This window comes from Streptomyces fuscigenes (genome assembly GCF_021556455.1).
In the GTDB taxonomy this organism is placed as follows: Bacteria; Actinomycetota; Actinomycetes; order Streptomycetales; family Streptomycetaceae; genus Streptomyces; species Streptomyces fuscigenes.
On sequence record NZ_JAKGCV010000138.1, the window covers coordinates 1 to 12723 of the forward strand.

The following is a 12723-nucleotide window of genomic DNA, read 5'->3' on the forward strand; positions in this document are numbered from 1 at the left end:
CGGCGGCCCGGCTGGTGCGGGCGTCGGCGCCCGGCGGCGGGCCCCGGGCGCTGTCCCGCGGGGTCGACGGCGCGCCGCTGTCGCTGATCGTGGAGGCGCCCAGGGACGCGCTGGCCTCCTACCGGCCGGATCCGGCGGCGGCGGAGCCGTGGATCGCGGCGGGCATCCCCCACCTCTTCGCCGGGGTGATGGAAGCCACAGGGTTCGTCGGACCGCTGGTCCTGCCGGGTGGCAGCGCCTGCGCCGGGTGCCTGCGGCTGGCCGGGACCGAGGCGGACCCGGACGCTCCGGCGATACTGGCACAGTGGCGTTCGGGGCGTGCCGCGCGCCCGGTCGCCGCCTGCGACGGTCCGCTCGCGTCCCTGGTGGCGGGGCTGACGGCGGCGCACGCCCTGTCCTTCCTCGACGGGGAACTGCCGACGAGCACGGGTGCCCGCTGGGAGGTGTCGCTGCCGCTGCTGGACTGGAGGTGCGAAAGGATCGCGCCCCGTTCCGGCTGCCGGTGCGGCGCCGCGGGAAGGACTGAGGGGGGTGCGCGCGGCCACGTCGGAGCCCCGGCGCGACACAATGGCCATGTAGCCGCCGCACCACGGCATGGCTGTCCGGTACCAGGAGGGGCGTAATGTCTGATCTTCCCCGGAAGGCGGTCACCCGCACTGCCAAGTTGGCCGCGCTGCCGATCGGCTTCGCGGGCAGGGCGACCTGGGGTCTGGGCAAGCGGATCGGCGGGGTGTCCGCCGACATGGTCACCAAGGAGCTGCAGCAGCGCACGGCCGACCAGCTCTTCAAGGTGCTGGGCGAGCTCAAGGGCGGCGCGATGAAGTTCGGGCAGCTGCTGTCCGTCTTCGAGTCGGCCCTGCCGGAGGAAGTGGCCGGCCCCTACCGGGCGGCGCTGACGAAGCTGCAGGACGCGGCTCCGCCGATGCCGACGGCGACCGTGCACGGCGTGCTGGCCGATCAGCTGGGCGAGGACTGGCGCGAACTGTTCCTGGAGTTCGAGGACAAGCCGTCGGCGGCGGCGTCCATCGGCCAGGTGCACCGGGCGCTGTGGCACGACGGCCGCGAGGTCGCGGTCAAGGTGCAGTACCCGGGCGCGGGCGAGGCGCTGCTGTCGGACCTCGCGCAGCTGAGCCGGTTCGTGCGCCTGCTGGGCCCGCTGATCCCCGGCATGGACATGAAGCCGCTGGTGGCCGAGATGCGCGACCGGGTCTCGGAGGAGCTGGACTACGCGCTGGAGGCGGACGCCCAGCGCACGCACGCGCACGAGTTCGCCGGCGATCCCGACGTGGTCGTGCCGGACGTGGTGTACCAGGCCGACCGGGTCCTCGTCACGGAGTGGATCGACGGGACACCGCTCGCCGAGATCATCTCGTCGGGCACGCAGGAGCAGCGGGACCGTGCGGGGCAACTGCTGGCCCGGTTCCTCTTCTCGGGCCCCATGCGGACGGGTCTGCTGCACGCGGACCCGCACCCGGGCAACTTCCGGCTGCTGCCGCCGCTCGAGAGCGCGCCGGGGCAGGCCAAGGACGGAGACGGGGAGGGGGACGGGAGCGGGGGCGGTGAGCTGCGGCTCGGCGTGCTCGACTTCGGCACGGTCGACCGGCTGCCCGGCGGACTGCCGGAGATCATCGGTGACGCCCTGCGCATGACCATCGACGGGGAGTCCGACGCGGTCTACGAGATGCTGCGGGCCGAGGGCTTCATCCGGGAGACCATCGACCTCGAACCCGAGGCGGTGCTCGACTACCTGCTGCCGATCATCGAGCCGGCCGGTGTCGAGGAGTTCACGTTCACCCGGGCCTGGATGCGCAACCAGGCGGCGCGGATCGCCGACCCCCGCTCCCCCGCGCATCAGCTCGGCAGGCAGCTGAACCTCCCGCCGTACTACCTGCTGATCCACCGCGTGACGCTGAGCACGATCGGCGTGCTGTGCCAGCTGGGCGCGACGGTCCGGCTGCGCGACGAGCTGGAGGACTGGCTGCCGGGCTTCTACGTCGAGTGGGTCTACGAGGACGACGAAGAGGACGGGGAGGACGGGGAGGACGGGAAGGGCGAAGAGGACGGGAGCGCGGTCGCCGGCCCGGACGAGGTCGAAGGCGCGGGCGAAGGCGCGGGCCCGGACAGTGGCGCGGGCCAGGACAGGGGCGCGGGCAAGGGCGAGGGCGAGGGCAGGAGCGACGGTCGGGGCTGAGAGGGTGTGCCGGCGTCCGCCGCGCCGGGACCCCGCCCGGGTCCGGCCCGGGTCCGCCCTCACGATGGCTGGACCGCCCGGCCTCCTGACCAGCTGACCAGCCACCGGCCGCCTGGCTCCCTGGCTGCCGATCTGGTCCTCACGACGGCTGGCGCCCTCATTCCTTCCAGCGGCCAGCCGGAGCCTGACCGCCTTCTACGCCGACCAGGACGGCCCCCCGGCCTCGGATGCCGTCGAACCCGGGGCAAGGGTGCCGGGCATCGTCAGACCGACCGCCGTCCGGTCTCAGGGTCGGCAGGGCTCGCCGGGGGCGGCCGGCCGGGAGGGCGAGCACCCGGGCCGGCCGGCCGAGGCCCCGCATCGCGCCGCCGCGCATCGCGCCGCCGAGGACCGCACCCCACCGGACCTCCCCTCAACGCACCGCCCGCACCGCCCGCACCGCCCGCACCGCCCGCACCGCCCGCACCGCCCGCACCGGGAGGGTGGGCCCGGATGGACGGGGCCGGGCGCCGACGGGCCGGGAGACGGCGAAGCGGGGGCGGGCCCGTCGGGGCCCGCCCGTCGGGGCCCGCCCCCGCTGAGGGCGACTGCGCGAGTGTGCCGCTTACCTCTTGGCTGCGCTTACTGCATGACGGCCATGGCCAGGGCACGGCGGGCGCGCAGCGACACGCGCTCGGCGCGCCGCTGCATGCGCCGCGCCATCAGCACGTGCGCCGCCTGACGGCTCGCCGCGGCGTCGCGCAGTCGCTCGTCCATATGCGCACGGGCCAGGGCTTCTGGGATGAGTTGCATCTCGCGGGTCCTGTTCTGGCGCGCCTCGTGCGCGCCCTTCGTGTTGAAGGAAGTCGTGGTGGAGCCCTGCGGGGGCTCACTGGGGGAAGAGGTCATCGGAGCCTGCTTCTTGGGATCGTGCGTGAGGGGGTGGTCGATCGTTCCGCGCGCGTTCATGCCGCGACCGGGTTCTTGCGCGGACGGCCACGGGGCCGCTTGCGGGCCACGACGACGCCCTGGACGAAGAGTTCGCCGCCCCAGACGCCCCACGGCTCACGCCGTTCCTTGGCGCCGGCGAGGCAGGCCTCGACCAGGGGGCAGGTGCGGCAGAGCGACTTGGCGTACTCGACGTCGGCCGGGGACTCGGCGAAGAAGACCTCCGGGTCGTACGCGCGGCAGGGAACGGGCGAACCGAGGTTCTCGATCGCCTCGTCGAGGGCGGTGAGCTGGGTGAGCGGAGTCAAGGCGGGGTCCTCCGTGAGGCCGGGCGGCGGGATCGTTTCGGAAGGCGGTACGGACGGGGCGTGCGCTTCGAGTTGCACGGGTTTCTTCCTCGTCTTTGCGTTCGGTCCGCTCCGGCCGGTCGGCCGGGCTTCGTCTTGTACCGGGTGTTCGTTGCCCGAGGCCCCTTCGCTCCGTCCGTCCCTGTCGGGACAAACAGAAGGGCCGCGGATCCCGGGTGGGGTTCCGCGGCCCTGAAGGCGCCTGCCTGACTGCCGATCAGGCTGGATGACTCCAGGGTTCAGGCCCACGGAAGGCCCACATCTCGTGCTTGTGCGTCGTCTGCTGCTTCATCTGCGCTCCGGCACCGGCCGCCGCAAAGGCATAGGCCTGTGCCTGCGCCCGTGCCACTACTCCTGCCGCCAGTGCCTTGATCGGTCGCTCATTGCCGCCGCGTTCGCGCACGGGAAGCAGGGACAGATCCAGACCGGACGGGGAGACGTGCCGCATCTCGAAGACGCCGGACACACCGGTGCCGTTGAGAATCGGGGACGAGAAGCCGAGAGAGGGAACACAGGCGACGGCGCGACCGGCCAGTTTGCCGGCGTTGATGAAGGTGCTGGTGTTGGTGGTCACGGGGAATCGCCTCCTCTCGGCGTCTCGGGATCCGGCCGGGGCCGGTTCCTCACGTATGCGGACAGTGTCGTTGTGCGTCGACCCGCTCGGCCGGTGGGGCGCCGAGCATGTCAAGTACAGCACGGAAGGTCGGCTTCGGAGAAGACCGCCGTTTCCGTGGTTAAGAACCTATGGGGATTCGCCGGGCGCGCGCAAACTATTTTCCCGACGAGTTCCCGACGAGTTCGGCTCAGCCGTCGCCCCCACCACCCGAACGGTCCTCACCTGCGCAGATGGCCAGGACGTCGGGTCCGAAGCGGGTCAGTTTGCGGCGTACGACGCCCGAGATCGCGGACAGCGCGCGCTCGTCGCCCGGGACGGTCTCGGCGATGGCGACGAGGGTCTTGTCGGTGAAGACGCAGTACGCGGGCTGGCCCAGCTCGCGGGCCTGCACCTCGCGCCAGGCGTGCAGCCTCTCGTAGAGGCCCTCGTCCATGTCGGAGGGGCAGTCCTCGCAGCGCATCAGCTTCATCTCGCCGGCCTCCGTCAGCGTGCGGCCGCAGACGCGGCAGCGGGCGGGCCTGCGGTCGCGGCGGCGCGGGGCGGGCTCCTCGGCGGCCCGCGCCGTGGCCGTTCCCAGCTCGACCGAGCCGGCGGCGCCGGAAGCGGCCGTCCAGGCCGCCCGGGTGGCGCCGGGGCGCAGGCCCTGCAGGAAGCGGGTGGCGCGGCGGGAGGCGCGTCCGCCGGGCGCGCGCGACAGCGCCCAGGACAACGACAGGTGGACCCGGGCGCGCGTCACGCCGACGTACAGCAGCCGGCGCTCCTCCTCGATCTGCTCGTCCGTCTTGGCGTACGTGATGGGCATGGTGCCCTCGGCGAGGCCGACCAGGAAGACCGCGTCCCACTCCAGGCCCTTCGCGGCGTGCAGCGAGGCGAGGGTGACGCCCTGCACCGTGGGCGCGTGCTGGGCGGCGGCCCGCTCGTCCAGCTCGGCGACCAGGTCGGCGAGCGTCGCCTCCGGCCGGGCGCCGGAGAAGTCCTCTGCGAGGCGGACCAGGGCGGCGAGAGACTCCCAGCGGTCGCGCACGGGGCCCGAGCCGGCGGGCGGCTGATCCGTCCAGCCCTTGGCGGACAGCACGGCGCGGACCTGCTGGGGCAGCTCGACCATGCCGTCGAGCAGCGCGTCGTTCCCCCCGAACCGGGCCGCGCCGCGCAGGGCCGCGCCCGCCTCGCGCACCTCCTGCCGCTCGAAGAACCGCTCCGCCCCGCGCAGCTGGTAGGGCACGCCCGCGTCCGCGAGGGCCTGCTCGTAGATCGCGGACTGCGCGTTGATGCGGAAGAGGACGGCGATCTCGCCGGCGGGTACGCCGGCCGCCACGAGGTCGCGGATGCGGCGGGCCGTGCCCTCGGCCTCGGCCGGCTCGTCCCCGTACTCCGTGCAGACCGGTTCGGGGCCCTTCGCGCGCTGGGAGACCAGTTCCAGCCGGTGCTCGGCGGCCCTCCCCCGGGCCTGCGCCAGCAGGCCGTTCGCGAGGTGGACGACCTGGGGGGTGGAGCGGTAGTCGCGGACGAGCTTGACGACGGTCGCGTTGGGGTGGCGGGTGCGGAAGTTGATGAGGTGCTCGGGGGTGGCACCGGTGAACGAGTAGATCGTCTGGCTCGCGTCGCCGACGACGCACAGCGTCTCCCGCTCGCCCACCCACAGCTCCAGCAGGCGCTGCTGGAGGGGGCTGACGTCCTGGTACTCGTCGACGACGAAGTGCTGGTACTGCCTGCGGACCTGGTCGGCGATGTCGTGCCGGTCCTGCAGGATCGCGACCGTCAGCAGCAGCACGTCCTCGAAGTCGATCACCGACCGGTCGCGCTTGAGCTGCTCGTACATCGCGTAGACCTGGGCGGTCTCGGCCGCGTCGCGCGCGGTCTCGCGGGCCGACTTCGCGATCACGGCCGCGTAGTCGCCGGGGACGGTCTGGGTGACCTTGGCCCACTCGATCTCGCCGGTGACCTCGCGCAGCTCGTTGCGGTCGAGGCGCAGCCGGCAGCGGGCGGCGGCCTCGGCGACGAGCTGCGCCTTGCGGTCGACGATCCGCGGCAGCTCCCCGCCGACCGCCTTCGGCCAGAAGAACTGCAGCTGGCGCAGCGCGGCCGAGTGGAACGTGCGCGCCTGCACGCCCCCCGCGCCGAGCTGGCGCAGCCGGCCGCGCATCTCGCCGGCCGCGCGGTTGGTGAACGTGACGGCCAGGACGCTCGCGGGCTGCATGATCCCGGCACGCACCCCGTAGGCGACGCGGTGGGTGATGGCCCTGGTCTTGCCCGTCCCGGCGCCGGCGAGCACGCACACGGGTCCCTGGAACGCCGTCGCGACGGCGCGCTGTTCGGGGTCGAGCCCGTCGAGCACGGCGTCCGCGTCGGGCGGCGGGAGCGGTGAGGAGTGCGTTGCTGCTGTCACCCCGCCATGCTGCCAGGTTCCCCTGAGCCGCCGGGGCCCAGTATCCACAGGCGGGGTGTGATGGTCCTATCGGTACACGACGGGTGCCGTGTGTGCCCGGGGCGGGAACCGGAGGTGCCCTACGGGAATGGTTCGCGAGCGCTGTACGTTCCATGGGAGCGCCGCGCCGGAGCCCGTGCCGGGTGGGCCGAACACGAAGGAGCGCGAGGGACATGTCGGGCAGTGTGACGATGTACAGCACCACGTGGTGCGGGTATTGCCGTCGGCTCAAGAGCCAGATGGACCGCGAGGGAATCGCGTACACCGAGATCAACATCGAGCAGGACCCCGAGTCCGCCGCGTTCGTCGAGAAGGCCAACGGAGGCAACCAGACGGTGCCGACGGTGCTCTTCGGCGACGGCTCCACGCTGACGAACCCGTCGCTCGCGCAGGTCAAGCAGAAGATCGCCGGCTGAGTACGCGCCGCGCGGCCGCCGCGGAGGCCCCGGAGAGCTGAGGCTCCCCGGGGCCTCCGCGTTGCCGGCGGCGTCCGGCTCACGCGTTACGGACACAGGCACGCGCACGCGCACGGGACGGGCACGGCGCCGGCGCGGGGAGTGCGCGGGTCGGCGTTCCCGGGCCTCGTTTCCAGGCTGGGTTTCCGGCACGGGCGCCGGCCCCGGCGCGAGCCCCCGCTCCGGGCTTGTCACGGGCCGGCTCCGCCATCCGCGCCGGGGTCCGTCACGGGGTGCCTCGGCCGTCCCGCGCCGGGGCCGCTCCCGGACCGCTCAGGCGTCCGCGTCCGGCCCGGGCAGCGGCTTGGGGATCGGCTTCCCGTACCAGAGTTCGATGAGCCGCGCCGCGATCGAGATCCCCATCGGCGGCAGGATCTCCCCGCTCTCGATGGCCGTGCGCAGGTCGTCGCGCGAGAACCAGCGGGCCTCCTCGATCTCCTCGCCGTCCACGTCGATCTTCGAGTTGGTGGCGCGCGCCATGAAGCCGAGCATCAGGCTGGACGGGAAGGGCCAGGGCTGGCTGGCCACGTAGTCGACGTCCCCCACGACGATCCCGGCCTCCTCCCACACCTCCCGGGCGACGGCCTTCTCGATCGACTCGCCGGGCTCCACGAAGCCGGCGAGCGTGGAGAAGCGGCCCTTCGGCCAGTGCACCTGGCGGCCGAGCAGGGCGCGGTCCTGGTCGTCGGTGACGAGCATGATCACTGCCGGGTCGGTGCGGGGGTAGTGCTCGGCCCCGCAGGCCGGGCAGCGGCGGATGTGGCCCGCCGCCGCGATCATGGTGCGTTCGCCGCAGCGTGAGCAGAAGCGGTGCAGCCGCTGCCAGTTCTCCAGCGCCACCGCGTGGACCATCAGCCCCGCGTCGCGCGCCGACAGGAGCATCCCCGCCTCCCGCAGCCCCGCGGCACGGGCGGACTGGTCGAGGCGGCCCGGGAGAGAGTCCTTCTGGAGGGCGAAGTAGCGCACGCCGTCCTCGTCGGTGCCCAGGAAGTAGCGGTGCGTCTCCGTGAGCGGCGCCTCGAAGGACGGGGTCATCACCAGCTCGGTGCGTCCGTCGGGGGTGTCGTCGACGAGCGCCTGCCCGCCCGAGACGACGAAGACGCGGGTCGTGGGGTGGCTCCACGCGGCGGCGAGCCACGCCTCGTCGAGCCGGTGGTGCGCGGCGCGGTCGATGCCGCTGTCGGCGGTGAGTCCGATGGGCCGGTGTGCGGCGCCGTCACTGCTGGTGCTGCTGGTGGACACGAGTGCTTCCAACTCCCCCTGATGGTGCGGGCGGCTTGTGGATCGAGGCGGACGGGCGAGGGCGAGCCGGGCGCGGCCCGGGGGGCGTGCGGTCAGCGGCAGCGCTCCGTGCCGTCGGTCCGGCCGGCGGCCGCACGGCGGGAGGGAAGGTGCGTGCGGACGACGCTGTCCGGGTGCTCGTTCATGATGTCGAGCCTAACGGGCCCGGCGCGAAACCCCCCGGGCCGGTGCGCGGGCCCCGGGCTCCCGGCCGGGCGCGGGGCGGGCCCGGCGGTCGCCGGGGCGCGGCCCGGCCCGGTGGAGCCCCGCCGCGTCACCCGGCCTGGCACCGGGGAAACCGTTTTGGCGATGTCTTGGCCCATCCCATATGCTTCTTCCGTCCTCCGAAGCGCCTTGCCGCGCCCAGGTTGGCCGTTCGCCCCCATCGTCTAGTGGCCCAGGACGCCGCCCTTTCAAGGCGGTAGCACGGGTTCGAATCCCGTTGGGGGTACCTCTACACCCCATCTGACCTGCAAGATCTCTGTCAGATGGGGTATTTTCGTACTGCCGTGCCGGTGCGGCGGTGGGTGCTGACACGAGCGACGCGGTCCCCGAATTCCCCGGCGGGCAGGACTTCCTGACTCCCGTGGCGTTCCCGCGCTGGTGGGCCTTGACGGGGGACGCCCGGCCCGGACTCGGGACGTCGCCACGGATGCCGTTGGTGTCCGAGCGCCCGCTCCCCCGCTTCCGGGCGAAGGTCGCCCCCCTGCTTCACACATCGCCACCGGGCCGGACTCCGCGGCCGCGCAGCCGCCGCCGGGAACCCGCCCCCGCCTGACGCCGCGCTGCGATGCTCCAGCGCAGGCTCGTACGCGTTCAGCAGTACCCAGCCGAGCCGACCCGCCCACGGTCACCGCCCGTTCGTCGTGGAAGCCCGGCTCGTCGCCGGGGCCTGCCACAGCAGACACGCCGTCGGAGGCATGCGTATGGCGTCGCCGGCCCGTGGCCCGCTGCCGCACCGGGCAGCGGATCCACTCACGCTCGGTTCTGTACGTTATTATGTACGCCATGAAGTCGATGAGTGTCACCGAACTGCGTGCGGGCATCGCCGACGCCCTGGACGCGGTGGAGAACGACGCCGAGGAGCTCGTCATCACCCGCGCCGGCCACGAACCCATGGTCGTCCTCTCGCTCGCCGAGTACGAGGCACTGAAGGAGACCGACTACCTGCTGCGATCGCCCGCGATGGCCGAGCGCCTGCGAAGGTCCATCGAGCAGGACCGGGCCGGCCGAGGCACCGTCCGCGAACTGGTGACCCCCGACGACGAGGCCGGTCAGGGCGCCGCGTGAAGGTGCTGTTCCTCGACGACGGCTGGGACGACTACCTCTGGTGGCAGGCGAACGATCGCAAACTGCTGAGACGGGTCAACCAACTCCTCACCGACATCGACCGCAACGGCCACGAGGGAATCGGCAAGCCCGAACCACTGCGGAACGACCTCTCGGGCTACTGGTCGCGGCGCATCAACTCCGAGCACCGGCTGGTGTACCGCATCGACGAGGACGACGGCATCCACGTCGTGGCATGCCGCTTCCACTACGACCGTCGATGAGAGCGCGCCACCCGTCGAGCCCCGAGTCGCGATCAGAGCGACCTCCACCAGGAACCCGCTGCCCCGGAGCCGGCCGCCGTATCCCGATTCCACACGGGAAGGAGCCGTTCATGAGTGTCGATGCGGTCGCGCGCACCGAGTTCCCCGAGGGATATGCGGTCTTCTTCGGCACGGACGGGAAAGTGATCATGACCCCGCGGAGCGAGGAGCACTCCAGCACGATCCGCTCGATGCAGATCGACACACTCGCTCTGGGCCGTCACGCGAAAGTGACGTCCGACGTGTACATCGACTTCCCGGCCGACGAGAGCTCCGCTCCCGATCTCGCGATCCTCCGCAAGGACGCGACGAAGCACGGCAAGCGACACAGCTTCGAGGACGTGCTCCTGATCTCGGAGGTCGTCCCGGCCTCCTCGGCCCGCAAGGACTACGACGACTGCACCGCCAAGTACGGGCGCTACGGCATTCCCGTCTACCTGGTCGTGGATCCGTACGCCGCGGAGGCGGTCGTACACACCCAGCCGAACGGCACCGGCTACATCGCGGCGCACACGCACAAGTTCGGCACGGGCAAGCTCCCCATCGCGCTGGCCGACGGTCGTACCTTCACCCTCGACCTGGACGAGCTTCCCCGCCCCGAGTCCGGGACCGACGCCCGCTGACGCGTCGCGCCGACCCGTCGCGCCGGCTCGCCGCACGTCGTGGCCGTGCACGGAATCGCGGCACCCAAGGCCCCGGGCAACTCGGCGCCCCGGCCGCGCCGTTGCGCCCCGCGACCGCATGCGCCGCTGCCATACTGGTGGTTTCCGGTCCGACGGGGCAGGGAGAAGGAGGCCGCACGTGGCACCAGCGTCCGAGGCCGAGCCGTCCATCCTCGACTTCCCGCACCGGCCCGAATGGGGCTCCGCGGTCCACCGCCTGGCCGTGGGCGCGCACTTCCGCCGCTGCCGCAAGAGAGCCGCGCTGGCCGCCGGACCCGTGGCCGCGAGACTCCGCACCACCACCGCCACGCTGAGCCGGATGGAACGCGGCCTGGCGCCCCTGGAGGAGGCGGACCTGGAGCGGCTCATCGACCTCTACGGAGTCGACGACGAGCGCGAGCGCACGCGGCTGCGGGAGCTGGCCGCCGAGTCCCGCAAGCCCGAGGTCTGGCAGACCTACCGCGAGCCCGTCGCCCGCTGGGCCCGGCAGCTGATCGCCGTGGAGCCCGCCGCGCAGCGCATCCTCGCGTACGAGCCGCACCTGGTGCCGGGCTGGCTGCAGACGGACGAGTACGCGCGGACGGTCCTGCGCGCCCACTACCCCACGGCCTCGCCGGACTCGATCGCCGAGCGGGCCCGGCAGCGCACCGCCCGGCTCGGGATGCTCCGCCGGGCGAACGACCCGCCGGTGCTGCTCGCCGTCATGGACGAGAGCGTCCTCACCCGGCCGGTCGGCGGTCCCGGGGTGATGTACCGGCAGATCGAGCACCTGGTGCGGCTGCTGGAGGAGCTCCCGTACACGCTGAAGATCCAGATCGCGCCGCTGAGCGCGGGCGCCGTGGGCGCGATCAGCCATCCCATCGTGCACCTGCGCTTCTCCTCGTCCGTCCTGCCCGACCTCGTCCACCTCGAACAGGCCGGCAGCGCCCAGTACATCGAGAAGCGGGAGAGCACGGAGCGCTACCTCGGCGTCCTGAACAACCTCTGCGGCGCCTCGGCGCCCTTCGACCGCACGCCGGCGCTCCTGCGCGAGCACCTGGACCGGCACCGCTGAGGACGCGCGGCGCGCGCGGGGCCGGGGCCGGGCCGGGGCCGGCAGGCGCACGGACGCACGGGCGGGCAGGGGCCGGCCGGCGATCCGGCCGAGGCCCCGGTCAGCGGGCGATCCGGCCGAGGCCCCCGTACTCCTCCCACTCGAAGGTGGTCTGCACCGGCACGTTGTCGGTGCCCGGCCGCCACGTCGAGACCTCGACCAGGCCCGGTTCCTGGATCTCCAGGCCGTCGAAGTAGCCGAGCACGTCCTTCTTCTCCCGCACGCGCCCCCAGTTGCCGTGCGTCTCCTCGGCCATGAAGTCCGTGACGAACGAGCGGATCCTCGGGTCGTCGCTGACGAGCTGGCAGACCACGAGGAAGCTGCCGTCGGGCAGCAGGTCCCGCACGCGCGCGACGACGCCCTTCGGGTCGTCCGCGTCGGGGATGCAGTGCAGGACGGAGACGAACAGCGCGGCCACCGGCTGCTCCAGGTCGATCAGCCGCTCCACCTGCGGGTTGGCGAAGATGCCCGCCGTGTCGCGCAGATCGGCCTGGAGGACGGCCGTGTTGGCGTTGCGCTCCAGCAGGGCGCCGCCGATGTTGCGGACGATGGGGTCGTTGTCGACGTAGACGACGCGGCAGGACGGGTCTACGGCCTGGGCGACCTCGTGCACGTTGTCCTGGGTCGGCAGGCCGGAGCCGTGGTCGAGGAACTGCCGGATGCCGTAGTCCGCCGCCAGCACCCGCACGACGCGGCGCAGGAACTGGCGGTTCTGGAGCGCGAGGTTCTTCATGCTCGGCACGCGTTCGAGCAGTGCCTTGTTCGCGGCGCGGTCGACGGGGAAGTTGTCGCGGCCGTCGAGCAGGTCGTCGTACATGCGCGCCACACTGGGAATGCTGATGTCCACCGAGCTGTCCTGCCTGCCCCGATCCGGCATGCGTGTCCCCTCCGGCTGCCGGCCGCCCTGCGGGGAGCGGCCCTCAAGGGGCCTCATCGTAGGGGGCATTGGCCCGTGCGGGCAGTCCCCGGCGGGTGATACGGCCGTCCTGCGGCGCCCGCGCCCCGGGGCTGCCCCGCAGCGGGCCGGGGCCCGGCTGGGAGACTGGCCCGATGCCCCTCCCGCTCCTCCGCTCCTGCGCCCGCCCCGCGCCGTACGGGGCGCCCCGCACCGCGAGGGGACCGGCGGCGCGCGCG

General features: G+C 73.0%; 13 protein-coding genes and 1 tRNA gene. 8 read left to right on the forward strand and 6 right to left on the reverse strand.

Annotation, left to right across the window (positions count from 1 at the left end; translation table 11 throughout):
* Both L1885_RS13795 and L1885_RS13800 read left to right on the forward strand, forming a co-directional pair.
* Positions 1–623: ThiF family adenylyltransferase (locus L1885_RS13795; RefSeq protein ID WP_235797382.1), on the forward strand; the 623-nt coding region annotated here is incomplete at its 5' end.
* Entirely contained in the window at positions 623–2191 is a 1569-nt protein-coding gene (locus L1885_RS13800; RefSeq protein ID WP_235797383.1) for an ABC1 kinase family protein, read from the forward strand. The genes L1885_RS13795 and L1885_RS13800, both read left to right, overlap by 1 nt.
* Before the next feature lie 621 nt (positions 2192–2812).
* On the opposite strand, the gene L1885_RS13805 is transcribed toward L1885_RS13800, so the two are convergent.
* From L1885_RS13805 to L1885_RS13820, 4 genes are all read right to left on the reverse strand, one after another.
* Positions 2813–3139, reverse strand: a complete 327-nt coding sequence (locus tag L1885_RS13805; RefSeq protein ID WP_235797384.1) for a putative WhiB-interacting protein — start codon at positions 3137–3139, stop codon at positions 2813–2815.
* Positions 3136–3504, reverse strand: coding sequence for a WhiB family transcriptional regulator (locus L1885_RS13810; RefSeq protein WP_235797385.1), 369 nt, complete (start codon positions 3502–3504; stop codon positions 3136–3138). Before L1885_RS13810 ends, L1885_RS13805 begins: the two co-directional genes overlap by 4 nt.
* A 178-nt stretch (positions 3505–3682) precedes the next feature.
* Positions 3683–4039, reverse strand: a complete 357-nt coding sequence (locus L1885_RS13815) for a hypothetical protein (RefSeq protein WP_372481941.1) — start codon at positions 4037–4039, stop codon at positions 3683–3685.
* A gap of 229 nt (positions 4040–4268) precedes the next feature.
* A complete protein-coding gene (locus L1885_RS13820) occupies positions 4269–6467 on the reverse strand; it encodes an ATP-dependent DNA helicase UvrD2 (RefSeq protein ID WP_235797386.1) in 2199 nt (732 codons plus the stop codon).
* A 212-nt stretch (positions 6468–6679) separates the two neighbouring features.
* On the opposite strand from L1885_RS13820, the gene L1885_RS13825 reads away from it, so the two are divergent.
* Complete coding sequence (locus L1885_RS13825; RefSeq protein ID WP_235797387.1) at positions 6680–6922, forward strand: mycoredoxin; 243 nt, start codon at positions 6680–6682, stop codon at positions 6920–6922.
* A 312-nt stretch (positions 6923–7234) separates the two neighbouring features.
* On the opposite strand, the gene nudC is transcribed toward L1885_RS13825, so the two are convergent.
* Positions 7235–8203: an NAD(+) diphosphatase gene (gene nudC / locus L1885_RS13830; RefSeq protein ID WP_235797388.1), complete on the reverse strand. Its 969-nt coding sequence runs from the start codon at positions 8201–8203 to the stop codon at positions 7235–7237.
* Between the two features lie 417 nt (positions 8204–8620).
* Between nudC and L1885_RS13835 the strand changes: the two genes are divergently transcribed.
* From L1885_RS13835 to L1885_RS13855, 5 genes are all read left to right on the forward strand, one after another.
* A tRNA-Glu gene (locus L1885_RS13835) sits at positions 8621–8693 on the forward strand.
* Between the two features lie 548 nt (positions 8694–9241).
* Positions 9242–9532: a type II toxin-antitoxin system Phd/YefM family antitoxin gene (locus L1885_RS13840; protein WP_235797389.1), complete on the forward strand. Its 291-nt coding sequence runs from the start codon at positions 9242–9244 to the stop codon at positions 9530–9532.
* The gene (locus tag L1885_RS13845; RefSeq protein WP_235797390.1) at positions 9529–9795 is read left to right on the forward strand and encodes a Txe/YoeB family addiction module toxin; all 267 of its coding nucleotides are present in this window, start codon (positions 9529–9531) and stop codon (positions 9793–9795) included. The genes L1885_RS13840 and L1885_RS13845 overlap by 4 nt, the downstream gene beginning before the upstream one ends.
* Before the next feature lie 110 nt (positions 9796–9905).
* The gene (locus L1885_RS13850; RefSeq protein ID WP_235797391.1) at positions 9906–10457 is read left to right on the forward strand and encodes a Uma2 family endonuclease; all 552 of its coding nucleotides are present in this window, start codon (positions 9906–9908) and stop codon (positions 10455–10457) included.
* 178 nt (positions 10458–10635) lie between these two features.
* On the forward strand, positions 10636–11550 hold the full coding sequence (locus L1885_RS13855) for a helix-turn-helix domain-containing protein (protein ID WP_235797392.1): 915 nt from the start codon (positions 10636–10638) through the stop codon (positions 11548–11550).
* Between the two features lie 100 nt (positions 11551–11650).
* On the opposite strand, the gene L1885_RS13860 is transcribed toward L1885_RS13855, so the two are convergent.
* Positions 11651–12466 carry an SAM-dependent methyltransferase gene (locus L1885_RS13860; RefSeq protein WP_235797393.1) on the reverse strand — a complete coding sequence of 272 codons (816 nt, stop codon included), beginning with the start codon at positions 12464–12466 and terminating at the stop codon, positions 11651–11653.
* Between the last annotated feature and the right edge of the window lie 257 nt (positions 12467–12723).

What these genes read in the sequence shown, in the direction of transcription:
- L1885_RS13800 (WP_235797383.1), top strand. Translation starts at nt 623, where the DNA reads ATGTCTGATCTTCCCCGGAAGGCGGTCACCCGCACTGCCAAGTTGGCC.
- L1885_RS13805 (WP_235797384.1), bottom strand. Translation starts at nt 3,139, where the DNA reads ATGAACGCGCGCGGAACGATCGACCACCCCCTCACGCACGATCCCAAG.
- L1885_RS13825 (WP_235797387.1), top strand. Translation starts at nt 6,680, where the DNA reads ATGTCGGGCAGTGTGACGATGTACAGCACCACGTGGTGCGGGTATTGC.
- L1885_RS13840 (WP_235797389.1), top strand. Translation starts at nt 9,242, where the DNA reads ATGTACGCCATGAAGTCGATGAGTGTCACCGAACTGCGTGCGGGCATC.
- L1885_RS13850 (WP_235797391.1), top strand. Translation starts at nt 9,906, where the DNA reads ATGAGTGTCGATGCGGTCGCGCGCACCGAGTTCCCCGAGGGATATGCG.
- L1885_RS13860 (WP_235797393.1), bottom strand. Translation starts at nt 12,466, where the DNA reads ATGCCGGATCGGGGCAGGCAGGACAGCTCGGTGGACATCAGCATTCCC.